At 42.6% G+C, this 21,695-nt stretch carries 18 protein-coding genes and 1 pseudogene; 11 read left to right on the top strand and 8 right to left on the bottom strand.

The window, feature by feature from the left end; translation table 11 throughout:
• The first annotated feature begins 132 nt into the window (after nt 1–132).
• From V7K45_RS28020 to V7K45_RS28010, 3 genes are all read left to right on the top strand, one after another.
• A complete protein-coding gene (locus tag V7K45_RS28020; protein WP_335008482.1) occupies nt 133–867 on the top strand; it encodes a 15,16-dihydrobiliverdin:ferredoxin oxidoreductase in 735 nt (244 codons plus the stop codon).
• Between the two features lie 50 nt (nt 868–917).
• Nucleotides 918–1,685: a phycoerythrobilin:ferredoxin oxidoreductase gene (locus tag V7K45_RS28015; protein WP_335008480.1), complete on the top strand. Its 768-nt coding sequence runs from the start codon at nt 918–920 to the stop codon at nt 1,683–1,685.
• A 163-nt stretch (nt 1,686–1,848) separates the two neighbouring features.
• Nucleotides 1,849–3,114: a M20 family metallopeptidase gene (locus V7K45_RS28010; protein ID WP_335008478.1), complete on the top strand. Its 1,266-nt coding sequence runs from the start codon at nt 1,849–1,851 to the stop codon at nt 3,112–3,114.
• A 102-nt stretch (nt 3,115–3,216) separates the two neighbouring features.
• Here V7K45_RS28010 and V7K45_RS28005 read toward each other — a convergent pair whose 3' ends face one another.
• The 4 genes from V7K45_RS28005 to V7K45_RS27990 all read right to left on the bottom strand — a co-directional run bounded on the left by V7K45_RS28005 (nt 3,217) and on the right by V7K45_RS27990 (nt 8,090).
• Nucleotides 3,217–4,767, bottom strand: coding sequence for a sensor histidine kinase (locus V7K45_RS28005; protein WP_335008476.1), 1,551 nt, complete (start codon nt 4,765–4,767; stop codon nt 3,217–3,219).
• Between the two features lie 192 nt (nt 4,768–4,959).
• A complete protein-coding gene (locus V7K45_RS28000) occupies nt 4,960–6,678 on the bottom strand; it encodes an ATP-binding protein (RefSeq protein WP_335008474.1) in 1,719 nt (572 codons plus the stop codon).
• Between the two features lie 159 nt (nt 6,679–6,837).
• A complete protein-coding gene (locus tag V7K45_RS27995) occupies nt 6,838–7,023 on the bottom strand; it encodes a hypothetical protein (RefSeq protein ID WP_335008472.1) in 186 nt (61 codons plus the stop codon).
• 5 nt (nt 7,024–7,028) lie between these two features.
• Nucleotides 7,029–8,090, bottom strand: coding sequence for a TIGR03032 family protein (locus V7K45_RS27990; protein WP_335008470.1), 1,062 nt, complete (start codon nt 8,088–8,090; stop codon nt 7,029–7,031).
• 293 nt (nt 8,091–8,383) lie between these two features.
• Between V7K45_RS27990 and V7K45_RS27985 the strand changes: the two genes are divergently transcribed.
• From V7K45_RS27985 to V7K45_RS27970, 4 genes are all read left to right on the top strand, one after another.
• On the top strand, nt 8,384–9,202 hold the full coding sequence (locus tag V7K45_RS27985; RefSeq protein ID WP_335008468.1) for an SDR family oxidoreductase: 819 nt from the start codon (nt 8,384–8,386) through the stop codon (nt 9,200–9,202).
• 482 nt (nt 9,203–9,684) lie between these two features.
• Nucleotides 9,685–11,607: a molecular chaperone DnaK gene (gene dnaK / locus V7K45_RS27980; RefSeq protein WP_335008466.1), complete on the top strand. Its 1,923-nt coding sequence runs from the start codon at nt 9,685–9,687 to the stop codon at nt 11,605–11,607.
• A 127-nt stretch (nt 11,608–11,734) separates the two neighbouring features.
• Nucleotides 11,735–12,370: an acetoacetate decarboxylase family protein gene (locus V7K45_RS27975; protein WP_335008464.1), complete on the top strand. Its 636-nt coding sequence runs from the start codon at nt 11,735–11,737 to the stop codon at nt 12,368–12,370.
• 127 nt (nt 12,371–12,497) lie between these two features.
• Nucleotides 12,498–12,665, top strand: a complete 168-nt coding sequence (locus V7K45_RS27970) for a hypothetical protein (RefSeq protein WP_335008462.1) — start codon at nt 12,498–12,500, stop codon at nt 12,663–12,665.
• On the opposite strand, the gene V7K45_RS27965 is transcribed toward V7K45_RS27970, so the two are convergent.
• Complete coding sequence (locus V7K45_RS27965) at nt 12,662–14,542, bottom strand: ABC transporter ATP-binding protein (RefSeq protein ID WP_335008460.1); 1,881 nt, start codon at nt 14,540–14,542, stop codon at nt 12,662–12,664. The genes V7K45_RS27970 and V7K45_RS27965 overlap by 4 nt on opposite strands.
• Nucleotides 14,543–14,951: 409 nt before the next feature.
• On the opposite strand from V7K45_RS27965, the pseudogene V7K45_RS27960 reads away from it, so the two are divergent.
• From V7K45_RS27960 to V7K45_RS27950, 3 genes and pseudogenes are all read left to right on the top strand, one after another.
• Nucleotides 14,952–15,086, top strand: a pseudogene (locus tag V7K45_RS27960) (ATP-binding protein); the annotation flags it as partial.
• A 254-nt stretch (nt 15,087–15,340) separates the two neighbouring features.
• Nucleotides 15,341–16,363 (top strand): tetratricopeptide repeat protein, encoded by a 1,023-nt coding sequence (locus tag V7K45_RS27955; RefSeq protein WP_335008458.1) that lies wholly within the window; start codon nt 15,341–15,343, stop codon nt 16,361–16,363.
• A 332-nt stretch (nt 16,364–16,695) separates the two neighbouring features.
• On the top strand, nt 16,696–17,709 hold the full coding sequence (locus V7K45_RS27950; RefSeq protein ID WP_335008456.1) for a zinc-dependent alcohol dehydrogenase family protein: 1,014 nt from the start codon (nt 16,696–16,698) through the stop codon (nt 17,707–17,709).
• 98 nt (nt 17,710–17,807) lie between these two features.
• Here the strand turns inward: V7K45_RS27950 and V7K45_RS27945 are convergent, their stop codons facing one another.
• From V7K45_RS27945 to V7K45_RS27935, 3 genes are all read right to left on the bottom strand, one after another.
• Nucleotides 17,808–18,479: a glutathione S-transferase family protein gene (locus V7K45_RS27945; protein WP_335008454.1), complete on the bottom strand. Its 672-nt coding sequence runs from the start codon at nt 18,477–18,479 to the stop codon at nt 17,808–17,810.
• Nucleotides 18,480–18,726: 247 nt separating this feature from the next.
• Entirely contained in the window at nt 18,727–19,854 is a 1,128-nt protein-coding gene (locus V7K45_RS27940; RefSeq protein ID WP_335008452.1) for an aryl-sulfate sulfotransferase, read from the bottom strand.
• 145 nt (nt 19,855–19,999) lie between these two features.
• Complete coding sequence (locus tag V7K45_RS27935) at nt 20,000–21,037, bottom strand: NADP(H)-dependent aldo-keto reductase (RefSeq protein ID WP_335008450.1); 1,038 nt, start codon at nt 21,035–21,037, stop codon at nt 20,000–20,002.
• Between the two features lie 468 nt (nt 21,038–21,505).
• Here V7K45_RS27935 and V7K45_RS27930 point away from each other — a divergent pair, with 468 nt between their 5' ends.
• The gene (locus tag V7K45_RS27930; RefSeq protein WP_335008448.1) at nt 21,506–21,646 is read left to right on the top strand and encodes a hypothetical protein; all 141 of its coding nucleotides are present in this window, start codon (nt 21,506–21,508) and stop codon (nt 21,644–21,646) included.
• Nucleotides 21,647–21,695 lie beyond the last annotated feature (49 nt).

Below are 21,695 nucleotides of genomic sequence, written 5' to 3'. Positions count from 1 at the left end.
GTCTCGTAGAGAAGTGCTGCCCCTCTGCCTCTTCCCCATGCCCCATTAAGGAATGTTGCTTTGTTTCTCATAAATGAGACGTGCACGATCGCCATAACTTATTTTCATGCAAGGGTTAACAAATCATGCTCCATGTATAAGCCTTTCCTGGAATTTTTAGAAAAAGAGCTATTTCAGCGATTTGATTTACAAAGTAGGGTTATTCCCCCTGGTTTGGAATTCAAAGTTAGCGATCGCGGCAGAAACCCAGCAACTATTCGCAGTTGGTGTTACCAATCTCAAGAGTTGCGGAAAATTCGCTATACCTACATTGATGCTGGGGAAAGCGCTCAAATTTTTAACAGCGTAATTTATCCCAGTCACCACTACGATTTACCTCTGTTAGGGATTGATTTTTTATCATTTGGGAAAGTCAAAAACCTGATTGTACTTGATTTTCAGCCTTTATTTCAAGACGAAGATTATCAAAAAAAATATATATTTCCGCTGAAATCTCTGCACGATAAATACCCAGATTTGGCACAAAACTTAGAAATGAAGTTTTACGATGCCAACCAGTATTTTTCTAAATATCTATTGTTTGCCAAAACCGACCCGGAAACAGTGGCAACACGAGTCTTTGAAGCTTTTCAGGATTATTTAAACTTGTATTGGCAAATGTTAGCAGATGCCAAACCGCTCCAAGACCCTGAAGATATCCAGCGGATTGTCAAAGCCCAAAAAGACTATGACCAATATAGTGCAGACCGCGATCCCGCATCTGGTTTGTTTAGCAGTTACTTTGGTCATGAATGGGCAGAACGCTTTCTCCATGAATTCTTATTTGAAGATGCTGTTCCCCTAGCAGTCGGTGTCGGCAAAAGATAATTGGCATTGGGCATTGGGCATTGGGCATGGGGCATTGGGGATTATTAATTTTGAATTCGGAGCGAAGCAACGTGACGCTTTATCAACCATTTCTCGATTATGCGATCGCCTATATGCGATCGCGTTTGGATTTACAGCCCTATCCTATCCCCACTGGATTTGAGTCCAAGAGTGCTGTTGTGGGTAAGGGAAAGAATCAGGAAGAGGTTGTCACCACCAGTTATGCCTTTCAAACTTCAAAGTTGCGGCAAATTCGTGCAGCTCACGTACAGGGTGGCAATTCGCTGCAAGTGCTGAATTTTGTGATTTTCCCCCGCCTCAACTACGATTTACCATTTTTTGGGGCAGATTTGGTGACATTGCCAGGAGGACATCTAATTGCTTTGGATATGCAGCCTTTATTTCGGGATGATTCAGCATATCAGGCGAAATATACCGAACCAATTCTGCCCATTTTCCGCGCCCATCAACAACATCTATCTTGGGGAGGGGATTTTCCCGAAGAAGCACAGCCATTTTTCTCTCCCGCTTTTTTGTGGACTCGTCCCCAAGAAACGTCTGTAGTTGAGACTCAGGTATTTGCCGCTTTCAAAGACTATTTGAAAGCTTATCTCGATTTCGTAGAGCAGGCACAACCTGTAACAGATTCCCAAAATTTAGTAGCCATTGAGCAAGCCCAACTGCGATACCTCCGATATAGGGCTGAAAAAGACCCAGCGCGAGGAATGTTTAAACGCTTCTATGGTGCGGAATGGACTGAAGAGTATATCCACGGATTTTTATTTGATCTAGAGAGAAAATTAACAACCATCAACTAGAGGCTCTTTAAACACACATTCATTGCTGAGTACCTCGTTAATGAAGACTCATCCAAGTAACGTTAAACTGGGAAAATAATCTAAGTTATACCAATTTAAAAAAATTTTGCGACACGATATTTCAAATTGGTATTAGCTGTAATCAACCTAGTTTGTCTTTATAATGGTTTCCACCTTTCCCAATCCCGCTTCTGTCGATCTATCTCGCATCCGACTTTCGATTCGCTCATTGCAACCGCAATTAGTAGAGTGGCGGCGGCGATTGCATCAACAACCAGAGTTGGGTTTTCAAGAAAAACTGACTGCTGAGTTTGTATCACAAAAGCTGCAAGAATGGGGAATTGAGCATCAAACTGGCATTGCCCACACTGGCATTGTTGCTACCATCAAAGGCAACAAACTTCCTGACTCCCATTCGGCTACGCTCACGGCAAGCCGACTTCCAACTCCCCAAGTTTTAGCGATTCGCGCGGATATGGATGCTTTGCCAATCCAAGAACTCAACGAAGTGCCGTATAAATCGCAGCATGATGGAGTGATGCACGCTTGTGGACATGATGGACATACAGCGATCGCTTTAGGTACAGCTTATTATCTCCAACAGCATCGCCAAGACTTCTCTGGTGTTGTGAAAATTATCTTTCAGCCAGCAGAAGAATCACCAGGAGGCGCAAAGCCGATGATTGAAGCTGGAGTTTTGAAAAACCCAGATGTTGAAGCGATTATTGGTTTGCACTTGTGGAATAATTTGCCTTTAGGAACAGTGGGTGTGCGCGCTGGCGCATTGATGGCAGCTGTGGAATGCTTTAACTGTACAATTTTGGGTAAAGGTGGACACGGCGCACTACCCCATCAAACTGTTGACTCCGTTGTTGTTGCTGCTCAAATCGTCAATGCTTTGCAAACCATTGTCGCTCGAAATGTTAATCCCATTGATTCAGCAGTAGTGACAGTGGGAGAACTTCACGCTGGAACCAAACGCAATGTAATTGCTGATACAGCGAGAATGAGTGCTACTGTCAGGTATTTTAATCCTAGTTTGAAAGGCTTTTTTAACCAGCGTGTCGAGCAGATTATTGCTGGAATTTGTCAGAGTCATGGTGCAAATTATGACTTAGAATATTGGTCACTTTATCCACCAGTAATTAATGATATTAAAATAGCAGAACTAGTGCGATCTGTAGCAGAACAAGTGGTAGAAACTCCTGTGGGTATTGTGCCAGAATGCCAAACTATGGCTGCTGAAGATATGTCATTTTTTTTAGAAGAGGTTCCTGGTTGTTATTTCTTTCTGGGTTCTGCTAATCCCGCGAAAGACTTAGCATATCCCCATCATCATCCCCGGTTTGATTTTGACGAAACCGCCTTAGCAATGGGTGTGGAAATATTTGTTAGATGCGTGGAAAAGTACTTTGTTTCATGTCATTAGTCATTTGTCCATTGTAGTCACAAATAACAAAGTACAAAGGACAAATGACCAAGGACGACCATAACAAAAATTTTCACAATCTCATTTAGGGTGGCTATATCTCTAATTCGTGACTATTGGTTTCTGTTTATTGCTAACTTCTAAAGGCAAGAAAATCGTCATCACTTCCCCATAGTGTGGACGCTGGCGCACAATTAGTTTGCCACCGATCGCCTGAAACAAATGTTTGGTTGCAGCGATATTCAAACTAATCGTACCTGTTTCTGGTTGGAACATCAGCAGTTGACCTAGAGCCTTGCGAATTGGTGGCGTTGCAGGTATGGTAGCTTTATTTGAATCTTTGCACCGGAATTGCGGCGATAATTGTAACTTTAGTTGATCTCCTGCGGGGATAACTTGTACTTGAATATGGCTGCCAGCAGGTAAGCTGCGAGTAAAATTTTCCATCAAACCAGTGAGAACCTGATCCAGCATGGTGGGATTGCTCACTACTGTTGGTAATTGCTGGGGTAAAATAACATTTAAAGTTAAGTTCCGCCGATGCGCAGCTTGTTCCCAACGGGGAATGCTTTGCTGCAACACTTGATCTAAAGACATCGGCGTGAGTTGAGTTTTTGATGATTTTGTTGAGGCAGTAGTTTCCAGTTCTGCGGCCTTAAACAGCAATTCCATGCGGTCAATTTGCTCGGTACACTCGTGATCGATAATTTTTAAGCGATTGATCGCGCTAGCATCTAAGTCTCGCCGTTTTAACAGCAGACGAGTCATGGTGCGAATAGTTGTTAAAGGTGTACGCACTTCGTGAGCAAAGGCTTGGAGCAATTCTACATCAGGATTTGGAGATTGGACATTGGGCATCCCTTCGGCTTTGCTCAGAGCAAGTGGACATTGAGCATTGGAGAAAACTCTTCTCCCCTGCTCCTCTGCTCCTCTGCTCCCACTTCGGCTACGCTCAGTGACCACCTGCTCCCCTGCTTCTTCCCCAGTCCCTAGTAAAGAATCTCTAGTCTCTTCTGGTTCTGTTAATTCCTGAAGCAATAACTGACTAAAGTGAATCATCATGCGGTAGTCTGGTGCTACCGGAGAATACTGTTCTACTAGTGCGTCCAAGCGCCCGAAAAACTCTGGATTAGCCAGCATAACCCGTGCCCCAAGCGATCGCCAAGCCTGCTGCACTATCTCTGGCTCAAAAGAAAATGAAAAGGTTTTTTTACCGTTTTTGTGGGTTGTTAAAACTAGTACTAATCTGAATTTATCTGTAAAAACTAAGCAAAACTGTTCTGCCGCCAGCGGATCGGCAGGTAGTAAAGGGAGTACCGATTCATTGGGAGCAATTTCTTCATTGACAGACGCAATTGCACCTGGCATCTGAAATGGCATCAGCGCCAAAGGGTTAAATGGTTTTGCTGTAAAAGTTACTGTTTGTAAACTTTGAGTCAATTTTGGTTGACTAAACAAGGGTGCTGGTGCGGCTAAAACTAATCCTTGGGTTGTGTCAACTGAAGGGTCTGCTAAAGTATTTAATAGCAAATGTTCTGTCGCTGCGAGGCTGATACGCCACTGCTGCTCTGCTTTAGCAGGTGAACATTCTGCCACACTTGATTGATTTTCAGCCAAGATTTCGCTCAGGCTTGGCAATATCCATTGGTACACAGGCTTTCACCCCTTAATTCAAGAGCGACTAACAGCGTCTAGGTTAGACATTTCACTACTATCTAAGAGGTTATAACTATTTGTATACTGGTGACAGTGGTAGAACCGAACAATTCAGGGGCAATTCCCCTCTAACTGCGATGTCTACAACGGGCTATGCCTACGCACTTAGGATCTGAAAAACATTCGCCTTTACCCTGTTATCGATACATGGCGATCGCAAATTGATAATTGTGCTGGTTTCCCTACTCGAATTGGGATTGTAATTATAAATTCTGCACCTTGTCCCGGTGATGAAATACATTGCAAAGATCCACCATGCTTGCCAGTAATTATCTGGTAGCTAATCGATAAGCCCATACCAGCCCCCTTACCAACTGGTTTCGTGGTGAAAAAAGGGTCAAATAAACGCGATTGGATTTTTTCTGGAATTCCTATCCCATTATCAGCAATCCGAATAATTACATTTTCATTTACCTGTTCAGAAGAAATGCGAATCAAGGGATTTGGACAAAGTTCTTTTTGGAAACAATCTTCTAAGGCATCAATTGCATTTGTCAAGAGGTTCATAAATACCTGATTCATTTGCCCTGCAAAACACTGAATTTGAGGTATTTCACCATATTCTTTAACCACTTTAATTTCAGGGCGATTATTTTGTGGCTTCAGACGGTGTTGCAAAATTAACAGAGTACTGTCGATTCCTTCATGGAGATCGGCCGTTTTGAACTCAGCTTCATCCAAACGAGAGAAAATTCGGAGACTGAGAACAATTTCCCGAATGCGTTTAGCCCCCATCTTCATTGAGGTTAACATCTTAGGCAAATCTTCTGTTAGGTACTCAATATCTGCTTCTGCATTAGCATTTTTGATTTCTGGCTCTGGGTTGGGATAATGATTTTGATAAAGCTTAATTAACAGCAGCAACTGTTGAGTGTAATCATCAGTGTGTTGCAGGTTGCCGTAGATAAAATTAACTGGATTATTGATTTCATGGGCAACTCCCGCCACTAGTTGACCCAGACTCGACATTTTTTCCGATTGAATTAATTGGATTTGGGTTTTTTTCAGGTCTTTCAGAACTTGTTGAAGTTCTGCTTCTGCCTGTAGGCGCTCGCTAATTTCGTCTCGTAATTGTTCGTTAGCATTGACCAACTCATCTCTAGAATATTGGAGATCGTCTGCCATTTTATTGAACGAGCTAGCTAACTCGCCAATCTCATCCTGGGAGCGAATATTAACTCTGGTATCCAGTTTACCTTCAGCTAGATTCATCACAGCTTCCTGGAGTTGTTTAATCGGTTTTGAGATGCTTCTGGAGAGCAGATAACCTACTACTAATGCAAAGATGCCACATCCCAAACTAATAATCGACGTGACAACAATATTTTTATAGGCTGTTGCTAGTGCTGCTTTATAAAGTGGTGTATATTCCAAAATTACTGCACCCATTGTTTCACCGTCGTTAGTCTTAAAAGGAACGGCAATCAATTGAATTCCATTTGGATATTCAGGACTGCCCTCAATATAGGTTCTGGGTATGCCATCTTGAATAGTTTTACCAACTTCATTATTGCGATCGCGATCTAATCGCGTACCGATATCTTCCGTAACTACATCTGCCAGAATGATTTTATTACGGTCTACAATCTCCAGATCGCGCTGACGTTGCTTGTGTAGCGATTGAACATGCTCTTGCAAATGGGCTAGCATCCGATCTTGCGATCGCATTTTGTGGTTTTCAAGCTCATGACTGACAAAATATCCCAGTAGTCCAGCAACTTCTTCGGCCTCTTGTTGAGCAAGATACTTAGCTATCTTCAATTGTTGATTAGCACTAATCACACCAATAATTCCTGAGAGAGTAGCCATTCCTAGAATACCTAAAATTAATTTTTGACTAATTTTCATTCCTGCTCAAAACCTCAAGTGCTGACTACTGTGCTAATACAGTTTTTGGGAGTTTGCCCTTTTCCTAAAATTCCCACTTATCAGCCTGAAAGCTACAGAGTCAACAACCATTAGCCAAATCTTTAATCTGGTTCTTTTTGGAACTCCGTTTTGGGCAAACTATGCTTGCAACACAAAATCTGATGCCGTGAAAGTTGGCGCACCAGTTAAAGTTGCAAATAAACCACCACTGCCAAAACCGCTCGCGCTGCCATTAAGCTCAGATAGATTTAAAACTGCATTAGCCATTGTTGTTGATTCTCCTTCGTTGTGTTGTTTGTCTGCTGTACAGACGTGAAATTCCACGTCTCTCATCCCATCGTCACTATCCGTCGAATTTCATCACTTTTAAAGCCGATCGCCATTGGACGACGCACCCCTGGTAGCGCCACCACGTCGTATAATTCCAGTACCATCCCCTCTATTCGCAGGGAATGCACAATATCACCGCTTTTCAGGTCAATTACCAGTAGTCCACAGCGAGGTTCAGCATTTTTTTGAAATAATTTTTCGTCTAGAGGCAAACCACTAAAAGTCTTGTTATGCCTGGGCTGAGAAACTCCAACGATCGCAAAGTCACCATGAAATGCACAACCACGCATATATCCTGGACAAAATGCCACAGGTTCAAAGCTGCCCCGTTTCAAGTCTAGGTAGCCAAAATCTCCTGTCCCAGAATTAAGTAACCACAGCTTGTCTTTATACCACCGAGGGGAATGGGGCATGGAAAGTCCTCTGATGAGTATTTCGTTACTTTCCACATCAATGACGCAACCACCATCAGCTCGCCTGTCCCGCCATCCTTCTGCCACATCCGACTGACTCACAGCAGTGACATATCTAGGTTGACCATCTCGTATTGCTAACCCGTTGAGATGACACCTGTCTTCTGCTGCCAATTTACTAATAAACGGCGGTTGCCACAGGGGAATGAAACTGTGGGTTTGGCTGACTCTGGCTAAACAGCTAAATAAAGTATTGACAAATATTAAATTCTGTGAGTCATGATTTGCTTGAGAATTACTCAGGGCGATATCATGAATATCTAAGTCTCCAGTCACATAACTCATCTGGGGCAAATAGACAGCATCATAGTTGTTGTGAACTTGTCCTGGTTGTAAGATGTTTTCAAAGCGCCACAGTTGATATAGCGAACTCATATATAAGCTACTATCTTGGGCATACAAACCCATACAACGCTCAAAGGTGCGCTCGAATACAGATAGTTGGCCGCTAGATTGTAAGCCGATGAAAAATAATTTACCTGCTTGATAGGTGGTAAAGGCCAGACTCAGATTTTGCTCGAACAGCCACGGAGCAAACTGGCGAGAAGCATTCAACTCCAAGGAAGCAGCTACAGGATTTTGATTCATTTTTTTTCCCAGCGAGGAAGTTCATAATTCTTTCCGAATGCTTTCTACGAGACGCTGCGCTATCTGCCTCCTACCTGCTTTATTCTCTTATAACAATACAATGTTGGCTCCTCGTTCCTTGTTGCCTCTTGTATTATCACTGAAGTAAAGTCAGGTGAACTTCTTTACTCTTTATATGCGTTAGCGAGCTAGACGCTTTTGCGTCGCTAACGCTGCGCTATCGAGCGTCACAGCTTGTCGTAGACATCGTATTTTTTAGGTAGATTAGCAATAGACTATCTCAAGGGCACTTTATGACTTCTTTTGATTCAGCTAAAGATTTGGTACTAGTTGCTGGTGCTACAGGTGGAGTCGGGCAATTAGTGGTAGGCAAGTTACTGGAAAAGGGTTTAAAAGTTCGCGTTCTGACACGCAATGCCGCAAAAGCTGAAGAGATGTTTAACCAAAAAGTGGAAATTGCTGTTGGTGACATCCGCCAGCCAGCGACACTGCCAGCTGCAATGGCACGTGTTACCCACATCATAAATTGTACTGGAACTACTGCCTTTCCCTCTGCACGATGGGAATTTGACGAAACCCCGAACTTGATTGAATGGGGAATTATTTTCCTTAATCCCAAATCTAGTGAAGCAAAAGCAAAGAATAGTCCGGCAAAGATTGATGCTCAAGGTGTCAGCAATCTAGTAGCAGCAGCACCCCAGAATTTGAAGCGATTCGTTTTCGTCTCTTCTTGTGGAATTCTCCGTAAAAATCAGTTTCCTTTTAGTATTCTTAATGCTTTTGGCGTGTTGGATGCCAAACAAAAAGGCGAAGAGTCCATTATTAATTCAGGATTGCCCTATACCATTATCCGCCCAGGACGCCTCATTGACGGGCCCTATACCTCATACGACCTCAACACCCTCCTTAAGGCAAAAACTGGGGGTAAGTACGGTGTGGTCATAGGCACTGGGGATACACTTTCGGGTGATACCAGCCGGATTGATGTCGCAAATGCTTGTGTAGAATGCCTTTTTCAGCCAAGTAGCTCTAGGAAAATTTTTGAAATAGTCAACCAAGGACAAAGACCACCTGTAATTGATTGGGAAACTCTTTTTTCTAGGATTGAGTAAGTACTGAGTGCTGAGTACTGAGTGCTGAGTTAGGAGTTATTATTTCTCCTCTGCTCCTCTGCTCCCCTGCCCCTCTGCCTCTTTTCAATCCCCCATGCCCAATCCCGAATCCTCACTGCTTCTGTAGTTTATTGCCTTAAAAGACGGCAAACACCACTCGGACGTTACGGTTCACCCTAATTACTGAAAGTATTAATTCTTCTACATTAGACAGAGTGAAGACAAATTAATCCATGAACCAACTAAAAACAAAATTTAGTTAGTTTAACCGTCCCAAGTAAGGTTCGGGAAACCACCCTTCATGGACTGGCTACCACTAAGCTTCAGTATATATATCAGCATAGTCTGGAGTTTTAACCCCAGGAAAGCCAAATCAAAGGTATTCATGCTGAACTGGCTGATTTATTGACCCTGTTGGTTCAAAATTTAGTGCTTTATATTCTCATTCATTCATTTGTAGTTATACGGAGCCAGCACCTAAAATGGCAAAAGTAGTTGGAATTGACTTAGGAACAACGAACTCCTGCGTGGCAGTGATGGAAGGTGGTAAACCCACAGTAATTGCTAATGCTGAAGGTTTTCGGACAACGCCATCAGTAGTCGCATTTGCCAAAAATGGCGACAACTTGGTTGGCCAAATCGCCAAACGCCAAGCGGTGATGAACCCCGAAAATACGTTTTACTCAGTCAAACGCTTTATCGGTCGCCGCTACGATGAAGTTAGTAACGAAGCTACAGAAGTTTCTTACAAAGTTCTTAGCAGCAACGGCAATGTCAAATTAGATTGTCCAATTGCTGGTAAACCGTTTGCTCCTGAAGAAATTTCTGCAAAAGTTCTTCGCAAACTCGTTGAAGATGCCAGCAAATACTTGGGTGAAACTGTAACCCAAGCTGTAATCACTGTTCCTGCATACTTCAATGACTCTCAGCGGCAAGCAACAAAAGACGCTGGGAAAATTGCCGGGATTGAAGTTCTGCGGATTATCAACGAACCTACCGCTGCTTCTCTGGCTTATGGATTTGACAAGAAGAGTAACGAAACCATCCTAGTATTTGACCTTGGTGGTGGTACTTTCGACGTATCCGTGCTGGAAGTAGGAGATGGAGTTTTTGAAGTACTAGCCACATCTGGTGATACCCACCTTGGTGGTGACGACTTTGACAAAAAAATAGTTGATTTCTTAGCTGAGAAGTTCAAGAAAGCCGAAGGTATTGACCTGCGGAAAGACAAGCAAGCTTTACAACGTCTGACGGAAGCCGCAGAAAAAGCCAAAATTGAGCTTTCTAGCGTCAGCCAAGCAGAAATTAACCTACCATTTATCACAGCTACCCAGGATGGCCCCAAGCACCTGGATACAACGCTGACTCGCGCTCAGTTTGAAGAACTTTGTTCTGACTTAATCGACCGTTGCCGTATTCCTGTGGAAAACGCTCTCCGGGATGCCAAGTTAAACAAAGGTGATATTGATGAAGTAGTGTTAGTTGGTGGTTCTACGCGGATTCCCGCAGTTCAACAGATTGTGAAGCAGGTATTGGGTAAAGACCCCAACCAAAGCGTGAACCCTGATGAAGTTGTAGCAGTTGGTGCAGCCATTCAAGCCGGAGTACTGGCTGGTGATGTAACTGGCATCTTGCTGTTAGACGTGACACCCCTATCTTTGGGTGTGGAAACATTGGGCGGCGTGATGACCAAAATTATCCCCCGCAACACCACAATTCCCACCAAGAAATCGGAAGTCTTCTCCACTGCTGTGGATGGACAAACCAACGTAGAAATTCACGTCCTCCAAGGTGAACGCGAATTCTCTAACGATAACAAGAGCTTGGGAACCTTCCGCCTCGATGGTATTCCTCCTGCACCACGTGGCGTTCCTCAAATTGAAGTGGTGTTCGACATTGACGCCAACGGTATCCTAAACGTTACCGCTAAGGACAAAGGTACTGGTAAAGAACAGTCCATCAGCATAACCGGCGCTTCTACGCTAGATAAATCTGACGTTGACCGGATGGTAAGAGAAGCTGAACAGAACGCTTCATCTGACAAAGAACGGCGTGAGAAGATTGAACGCAAGAACCAAGCTGATTCTTTGGCATACCAAGCTGAAAAGCAGTTACAAGAATTGGGCGATAAAGTTCCCGATGCTGACAAGACTAAAGTCGAAGGTTTAGTGAAAGAAGTGCGGGAAGCAGTTGCGAAAGAAGACGATGAGCAAATCAAGAAGCTCACCCCAGAATTGCAACAAGCGTTATTCGCTGTTGGTAGCAACATCTATCAACAAGCTGGTGCTAGTGCCAGTGCTGGTGCTGGTGCTACATCTGGTGGTGAACCTCAAGATAGTAGCAGTTCCTCTAGTTCTAGTAACGGCGACGATGTGATTGACGCTGATTTTACAGAGAGCAAATAATTCCTCTACCTCTTTTGGGAAGATTGTTTTGTTCGACCTCATATTACCCATTCAGGCTAATGCCTGGGTGGGGATTTTTTTTTAGGAGTTAGAGGTTAGGAATTATATAAAGTTGGGTTAATTTCTTATGCCATATCCACAAGCACCTTGGATACTCCAAGGTTATGCCATCCAAACTCTGCATTTGATAAATATTGACCAAGTGCGCCCTTTAATTCCCTTAGAGTTAGAAATTATTTCTGTATGGCCTGGTAAAACCCTCAGTAGCGTGTATTTATCTAATTACGGGTCAGGCTCAGTACTGGAGTATAGCGAGTTAATTGTTGTCCCAGCTTTGGTTAATTACCAGAGCAAAATCGGCGCTTGGATTTCTCACATTTATGTAGATAATGCTGATTCGGTGGCTGGCGGTCGAGAAATTTGGGGACTACCAAAGGAATTAGCTAAGTTTACCTGGGAACAAGGAAAGTATGTTACTGTGCATCAGGAAAACCGGAAGCTGTGTAGTCTTAACTATAATCAACAAAGCTTGGCATGGAGACAGTGGTTAAGTGTCTCTGCTTTCAGCGCCAAGGGTGCCGATTTGCTGATGTTCCCTGCTGAAGTTGAGTCTGTGTTGGGTTTGATTGGTTCTAAGTTAGAAATCCCTGCCGAAAGTCCTTTTTTTGGAATAGGTTTAGGTCAGCCTTGGTTAACTGTACGTTGCGAGCAGATGAATTTACGGGTTGATGCGCCAAAAGTGGTAGGTCAGATGCGTATCTAGTAGACTGCGGCAGATATTGGATTAAATCTAAACTTAGGGGGCGTATTCTTGATTTTAGAAATAGCGATATAAGCTTGAGCCTGTGATTTTAGTTGATGAATATAGAGGTAACAGTTAGCAATAGATTTTGGAGAAATTTAGTAATAGCAATGACGTAATTATTTTATGCGATCGCACTTGCCAACATCCGCTGATTTTGAGCGATCGCACTTTCAATAACAGCATCATTTTAAGCAATGCCTGCGGCGAACGTAGCGATCGCTATTTTCCACTTTGGGATTATAAAATATCCTAACTTCCCAACATCTGCAAGTTATGTAAAGTGGCATAAAGCCCTCCTTGTTGCAGTAGTTGCTCATGACTTCCTTGTTCGATTAATTCGCCACGCTTGAGAACAAAAATCCGGTCTACATTACGAATTGTAGACAAGCGGTGAGCGATAATAATGGCGGTACGTCTAAGCAAAAGCTGGTTTAATGCCTCTTGAACTGAAGCTTCTGTACCAACATCCAAACTAGCGGTAGCCTCATCTAGTACCAAAATTTGCGGATTGCGAATCGCAGCCCGCGCAAAGGCTAAAAGTTGCTTTTGACCACTAGAAATATTTGTGCCCCGTTCTCGAAGTTGAGTATCATAACCTTGGGGTAGTTCTTCTATAAACTGGGCAATGTTGGTTTCTTCGGCTGCTTGTTGAATCTGTTCAATGGTGTAGCCATCTCCTAAAGAAATGTTGCTTTTAACATCGCCAGCAAACAAAAAGCCTTCTTGTAAAATTACTGCCATGTAGCGCCGCAGTTCTGCTTGTGGTACTTCCCGAATATCGACACCATCTATGAGAATGCGTCCTTGGGTGGGTTCGTAGAGGCGGCACAAAAGCCGGATAATCGAAGTTTTACCCGCACCAGTGGGGCCGACTAATGCAATTTTTTCACCAGGATGAATGGTAAAATCTAAGTCTTTAATTACGTAATCATCATTTTTGTAAGCAAACCAGACATGATCGAAACGAATCTCTCCCAGTTCTGGGGGAGAAGTGAGGTCTGGGGATTCTAGATTTGCTAGGATTTCGTCTATGTAGCCAAATTTTGCATCAAATATTGAGAAGCGGACATTGGCGCGATCGCGTATTTCTATCGGTTCATCTAATATATCGCCTACGCGTTCAATAGCAGTGAAACCAGCTTGAATTACTGTAAATTTTTCGGCAAAAGCCCTTAAAGGGTCAAATAATCGCTGGGCATACAATACAAATGTCGATAAAGTCCCAAAAGTCACGTTTTTTTCCAACAGCAACCAACCACCTACGCATAAAACAGATGCGATCGCAATCAGCCCAATCCATTCTAAGGTTGCTGAAACAAATGAATCATAAAAGATGGTTTTATCCATTTGCTGTGTGTAGTTCCTGTTCGTAGCACGAAACAATTCGGCATTAAATTTTTCTCTACGAAACAACTGCACGACGTTAATACCAAGTACATTTTCTTGTAACTGTGAATTTAGGATCGAAAGTTCTTCTCGCCCTTTGTAATTGGCTTTGCGGTACTGTTTTTGAATGTAAACAATTACCCAGCTAGTTGGTAACAGCATCAATAACAGCAAGCAAGAAAGTTGCCACTGAATGGAAAACATTAAACCCAAAGTCACCAGCATTAAAAACAAATCGGATATAATGCCAACTGCCCCAGTCGAAAAGACATCGCCTAACACTTCCACATCGCTGGTGATTCTGGTAATTAATTTACCTACGGGTGTGCGGTCAAAAAAGCGCACTGCTAGAGATGTTACATGCTGAAATAAGTCTTGGCGAATTGCTGCGGTGATTTGTTGGCCTAGCTTTTGAACTACATAACCTTGAAAACCTGTCAACGTCACCTGGATGGCGATCGCAATTACCAATAATCCCTCTAGGATATTTAGCCCTTGCGAGAAGGGACGATTCCTGAAAAGTTCGTAAGTGCTTGGTTCATGACGAATCAGAGAGATTACTTGCCCAATCAAAAAAGGTTGTACGGCATTAGCTAGTGCGATCGGTATGAGTAGGCACATCGACAGTGCTAGTAGCCGTCCGTTACGACGGGCATAAGGCACCAAACGCAAAAATAACCGCCAGTCATTTTCACGCCGACGATCTGGTGTATATGATTTTTTCAGAGATTGGTAGATGCTCATAGTAAGAGCATTATATTAATGTTTGGAAAAAAACACGCTTGTTTAAAGTAGCGTTTATCTTCCTACTCTGATACCATGCCTGAGATAGAAACCGCAAGACTACTACTAAAACCCGATATTCCTCAAGATTTGGCTGATTCCCTTTACATTTTGCAATCTTAAAACTATCAGTCTCCTACCCAGAAATGTTGCCACTGTTGCCACTGTTTAATAGACTTCTTGCATAAGTCGGGAAAAGGGGCAAGGGGAAGGGGAAAAAGTTCTGTATTGTCCCCTTCCCCTTTAACCTTTACCCTTTTCCCCCTCTTGCAAAAGTTCTTTTTGCAAGAGGTTTAATTTAATTTGGCGGCTCAAAACGATTCACAACCGCAGCCTACAGAATCATTGGCGAACCAACTGCTAAACATAAGGACTTTCCAGGGGTGGAAGTCTTCAGGGTGCGCTGACTGGGTTACAGCACAAAGGCTTGATTTATAATGCCGAGCCAGGTTATCAACTGGCATTGCCTTTACTGGCCTTGCGATTGCGGCAACGGTTGAGTTGAAAATAGCGATAGAACAACAAGATTCCCGACTTTTGAGATAAATCGGGAATCCGAGGGCGCATAGAAGTGCGCTCCTACAGCATTTGTATTAATTGCTTCATAAATATTCCTGTAAGTATGAAAAAATAGCATACTTATCTATTTACGTCTTATATCTAAAGATAGAAGATTGAGGTTAAAATTTGGGAAACCTAAGAGGGGTTCATGCCCAAGAGATGTTCTACCTACTTATCGCAGAATGCAACTGAGGTCAGATGACGCAACCTTTAAATCAAGTCAAAGAATGGGAACAACGTCGTGATGAAGCAAACCGCTACTACCAACGGGGGAAATTTCAAGAGTCTCTCGATCTTGCAACCAAAAATTTACACTTGGCTAGAGCAATTCCAGACCGAGCCAGAGAAGGTTATACATTAAACGACCTCGGTTTAGCTCACCTCAGTTGCTGGCAACCTCAAAGAGCATTAGAGCGCTTTCATCAGGCGCTTTCGGTTGCTATTGAAATTGGCAACACGCCAGCAGAGGCCACTGCACTTAGCAATCTGGGTTCTACCTACAGCCGTCTTGGACGCTTTTCGCAAGCGTTAGAATATTTTGACAAAGCACTGCCAATCTTTAGGCGATCGCAAGATACTCAAAGCGAAGTTTCTACTCTTAATGATGTCGCGCTAATTTATACGCGGTTAGGAGAACCGAAACGGGCGCTGTTGCTACAACACCAGATTTTGAGGATGCGGCGATTGTTAGGTGACTTTTCTGGTGAAGCAACAACGCTCAATGGCATTGGATTTGCCTACAATGTTTTAGGCAAGTTTGAGCAAGCGCTAGAATTTTTTCAAGCAGCGCTACCAATTCAACGAGCTGTCAAGAATTTGCTCGGAGAAGCAACCACCTTGAACAATATTGCTTCTGTTTATCATGATTTAGGACAACCGAAACAAGCACTGTTGCTCTACTATCAAGTTCTTTTGACACGTCGAGCAATCAGCGATCGCGCAGGTGTTGCAACAACCCTTCACAACATTGGTTTTACCTACAGCACCCTGGCAGAGCATCGCCAAGCAATGAAGTTCTACAAGCAAGCCATTGTGATTTATCAAGAACTGGGCGATAATCTCGGAGAAATTTCAACCTTGCTAAATATGGGAAGCGTTTACGCCTCCACGAAACGGAAAAAAATGGCGCGATCGTGCTACCAAAATGCCCAAGAGTTAGCAGAGCAAATTGAATATCAGCCACTTTTAGAAAAAGTACAGCAGTTCATAGATTCACTTTAGCGTCCAGTTCCCTCCCGTATTGGGCTACAGTGTACGCACAAGTCCTTCTGACCCCCTCTAACTCCCCCTTGTAAAGGGGGAGAACCGGATATTTCCCCCCAATACATCGGGGGGATTAAGGGGGGTAAATTCCGGATTGGGGCTTCATTACCAAGATGTTTGTACACCGTAGCCCATATTGGGAGAAGGGGTTAGGGGATGAGGGCAACCCTACTAGTGAAATTAAATATGCGTTATGCAGAACCTTTATAGAGACGTAGCAAGTGCTACGTCTCTAAATTCTTTTTTACCCTAGCTACAATACCAAAGTTGTAGCTAGAACAAAGACATCTATGAAAGCTTACGAAATTCAAAGCAACGCCGGAATTGATGCTTTGGTATTAGTCGATCGCCCTGAAGAAAAACCCGCACCTGGACAAGTTCTAATTCAAGTGAAGGCAACATCTTTAAATTATCGCGATCTGCTGGTTATTGAAGGAGCTTACGGTGCTGGACAGAAATATCCGTTAATTCCCATGTCAGACGGTGCGGGAGAAGTTGTAGCGGTGGGGGAAGGTGTGACACGGGTAAAAATAGGCGATCGCGTCGCTGGTATTTTCTTCCAAGACTGGATTTATGGCTCTTTAACCAAAGAGAAAATGAAATCCGATCTCGGAGGCGGTATCGATGGAATGCTGGCTGAGTATGTCTTATTACACCAAGATGGTTTAGTAATATTACCTGATTACCTATCCTACATTGAAGGTGCAACTTTGCCCTGTGCAGCAGTCACAGCTTGGCACGGGCTGGTGACAAAAGGCAATATTGGTGCAGGTGATAGTGTTTTATTACTCGGTACTGGCGGAGTTTCAATTTTTGCTCTCCAGTTTGCCAAGATACATGGCGCTAGAGCGATTATTACTTCTAGCAGTGATGAGAAGTTGGCACGAGCCAAACAGCTTGGTGCTGACGAGATAATTAACTACAAAACAACACCAGATTGGGAAAAGCAAGTTTATCAATTAACCAATCGCACAGGTGTAGATCATGTAGTTGAGGTAGGCGGTGCAGGTACTCTGCCAAAATCACTACAAGCAGTCCGCATTGGGGGACGTATTAGTTTGATTGGCGTATTATCGGGCAGAGGAAATGAAATTGACCCCATGCCAATACTTTTTAAGAGTTTAACAGTTCAGGGAATTTATGTTGGCAGTCGAGAAATGTTTGAGGCGATGAATCAGGCGATGCAACAGCATCAAATCAAACCGATTATCGAGCGAGTTTTCCCCTTTACTGAAGCGCGGGAAGCTTATCATTACCTTAAAAGCGCGGCTCACTTCGGTAAAGTTGTAATTAGTAATACTTAGGGCACGCCCAGTACAAGTTCATAATTTTCACAAGAGTTTAATTTTATGTTTCAAGTGGGAATTTAAATTCCCACTTGAAACATAGTTATGAATTACATTTAAACAGCAGCGAGAGTGGGTGCAGCGAATTTAGCATATCGCTCGATGTAGAATTCCTTAGAGTGAGCGATCGCTTTCACAGATTCGCGCTCTTTTAAAGCATGTTTCCACTGGCGTAGACGGGTAAATTGCTCTGGTATTCCAAAGCCACGATACTGCTTCAGTGCAGCCCAGCGCTCAAACCAAGGGAAGTAAGTGAAATCGACCAAACTGATAGATTCACCAAACCAGTAAGGGCCTTCTCCAGAAAGCTTTGCTAAACCTTCATTTTCAATGAATTCCAGGTGTTTATATAGTTCCTGTTTCGCTTCTTCTTGTTTTTCGGGATCTGAACTCCGCAGCAGGGTAGAAAAAGCGGGAACGAATCTGGTGTTAGCAAAATCTATCCAGATGCGAGCCTGCGCCCTATCAATGGGGTTGCTAGGTAACAGTGGTGGATTGGGAAATACCTCATCAAGATATTCGTTAATTACCGCTGACTCCCAAACTCGGTTTTCGTTATGAGTTAGTGCGGGCACTTTACCATAGGGGGAAACTTTGGTAAATCCTTCAGGCTTATTCTGCAAATCAATCTCAATCAAATCGAAGTCGATGCCTTTCTCTTGGAGTACCAAGCGGGTACGGTGAGCATAAGGACAAACAACTGCACTGTATACTTTGATTTGGGCCATGTTTAAGTTCCTTAATAAATAGGACTTGTTAATCGGCATTGGGAATTGAATTTTCATCCAAAATCCCAAATCTTAAATTGTTAGTGTCACAAAATCTTTTTGAAGCGAATGTAGCGTGAAAAATTCTCGACACTAACCAAACTTTTAATCATCAGAAGTTCGTAGTAAGCACTTTAGTGCTTAGAAAATAAGGACTAAAGTCCTTACTACAAACTTGCTTACCCATCAATTTAAACTTGACAGACTACTAAAGCCAGGGCACTTCTTCAGGTGCATAACGGAAGGCGCGGAAGACTGTATTTTGCTCTCCACGAGTTACCGGCGACTTCTCACCTGGAATATTCCGAGATGCAAAGTAGGGGTTGATGTATTCCCAAACAATTTCCCCTGTAACTGTCACCTCGAATATTCGGCCATAAGCACCTTCTGTAATTAAGGTATTGCCATTGGCCAAACGTTGCGCTCCTGATATATATGAACTGAAGAAATTTTGGGGTGGGTTGTCGGTGTATTCCCAAACTATTTCTTTGGTTAGACGGTTCACCTCAATCACACGGGAGAAATTGAGAGCAATGTTACGACGATGTGCGCCATTGTCGAAAATCAAGATATTACCGTTAGCTAGTTCGTTCGGGAAGTGCTGCTGTGCTAGTACGTCATCACCCAACGTCCAGATGATTTCGCTGGTTTTGCGATCGACAATCACAACTGTGGAGATATTACGAAAGCTCACTATAATGTTGCCATCAGCGAGTTCACCTACAGTATTCCCATGAGTCCATTCATGTCGATGATCTTGGGGTGTAATCGTAAATATATCTGGATCGAGGTGTTCGTGGGCGTGCCAAATCCAAACGATTTCACCTGCTGGAGTCACTTCATAAAGCACATCAGCATAGATATCACCATCTGGTTCAGTACCTGGTACGCCACCTTTGATCCGAGGAACCAAAGACTCAGGTATCTTTTCAATGGCGAGTATAATTGTGTTGCCATTGGCAAGTCTGCGCCCGTCATGATGATGATCTGGATGCTTATATTCCCAGATAATGTTTCCCTTAGGATCTGCTTCTAAAACAACGCCACTTTTGAATGCAGCCCATAAAGCAAAACGTAGGGGTTCTTCTGGTGGAGTCTTACCATTATAAAAAAGGTTGCCATTGGGCAAAAGATAACCGTATAACCCTGGTGAATAAGGCAGATTCCACTGGTGTACTACTTCTCCTTCCAAGTTCAGAAGGTAGACTTCACCTTTACCTGTCAGAGGTGTGAAAAGTGTATACCCTTTAAAGGCTTTTTCAGGATTGTAAGCTCTTAAACCAGTACCCCGACGACGAATAGTATTCTGGTCAATTAATGTTGCTGTAAAAGTCATATTTTACCTACTAAATATTTAGTTGTGAATCTAAAAATTAGGACAGAATACATTACTTATCTCTACTCGCTTCAGAACAATTCGCACTCAATACTCAGCACTCAGCACTCAATACTCAGCACTCAGCACTCACTACTCAGCACTCTTATGGTGCTGGATTTGGCGACTGAGCATGAACTATATCCAATTCTTCCAAAATGTCTTTGTTGAGAACTACATTCACACTTTCTAAATTCTCTTTAAGTTGTTCCAATGTGGTAGCACCAATAATTGTGCTAGGGACAAACCAACGACTCCGCACAAATGCTAAGGCTAGATGCGCTGGACTTAGTTGATGGCGCTTGGCAATTTCTACATAAGCTGATACGGCTTGGCTGACTTTCGGTTTCAGATAGCGCTGACCGAAATTTTCAAACAAAGTGACTCTGGCTTTCTCTGGTTTGCCGTTGAGATATTTGCCAGTCAAGAAGCCAAATGCTAAAGGACTATAAGCTAGTAAGCCAATTTCCTCGTGATAAACTGCTTCTGCTAAAGCTCCATCAAATACTCGATTTAGCAAGTTGTAAGCATTTTGAATCGAAACAACTTTGGGCAATCCTAATTGTTTAGCAGCATTACTAAATTGGGCAACTCCCCAAGGAGTTTCGTTACTCAAACCGATATAGCGAATTTTCCCAGCCTTAATTACATCGTCAAAAACTGCTAGCTGTTCAGCAATGGGAACCGTTTCTCCCACCTGAGTCGGATCGAAAACTGTTTGTCCAAATCGTGGTACGTAGCGATCTGGCCAGTGGATCTGATACAGATCGATATAGTCTGTCTGTAATCTTTTTAAACTATCATCTACAGCTTGTTTGATATTATCACGATCGATTGCTTTGGCTCCTCCACGTACCCATTTAAAGCCTCGACCAGGGCCAGCAATTTTAGTAGCTATAATAACTCGATCTCTTTGTTGACGTTTTAACCATTCCCCAATGTAAGTTTCAGTTAGTCCATAAGTTTCAGCACTTGTTGGGACAGGATACATCTCTGCTGCATCAATAAAATTGACTCCTTGGGCAATAGCATAATCTAGTTGTTCATGGGCTTCTTCAATAGTATTTTGCTGTCCATAAGTCATAGTACCCAGACAAATTTCAGAAACTTTTAAGTCACTCTTGCCAAGTTGGTTATACTTCATCTTTCTGCTTTGTTATTCAGTCAATTGAACAGTGATATTTTTGTTGGAGATTTTGCATTTTGTCAAGGGCATTATTATTTTTTAAGTAAATTAGCTTCAAACAGTACTCGATTTGGGACTAAGCCAATATAAATTTTTCAGAGAAAATATGATTTATACTACCGTAGATCGGTAAACAAAGTGTAGTTAATGCATATAGCTGTTTATTATTGCACAGATAAGCCAAATAAGTGACTTAGTTTTGGGTAATCAAAATTTTAAATATGTAGTCGAAAATACTTGCTTTTATTGAGTATTTGTGAAATCGACTGTTTTAGCCTAAGTACATATTACAATAAATTGGTAGGCTTACCGTAGTATATTAAAAATCTTAAGATTCTTCTAGAATGAAGTCTTAATAAATATTCATATTAATATAGTTGTTTCTAAGTACCTTCTTTTAAGATAATTAAAATATACCAAGACTAGTTGGGAGAGCTAAACACATTTGCTAGCAATGAAAAAGATTTAGGTTTTAATGACTTGTATAATCAGGAATTTTTTGCTGCGATCGCTGCCAACCATGCTCATATCTATAGCAAAATGATTAGCGAACATAATTTCATTTAATTATGCGATCGCAAATGCAATCAAGTTAATGTATTTGGATTTGTTGTTA

Source organism: Nostoc sp. (assembly GCF_036917375.1).
GTDB lineage: Bacteria > Cyanobacteriota > Cyanobacteriia > Cyanobacteriales > Nostocaceae > Nostoc.
Note: the sequence above shows the minus strand (reverse complement) of the source record. Positions and strands in the feature narration are given on the sequence as shown.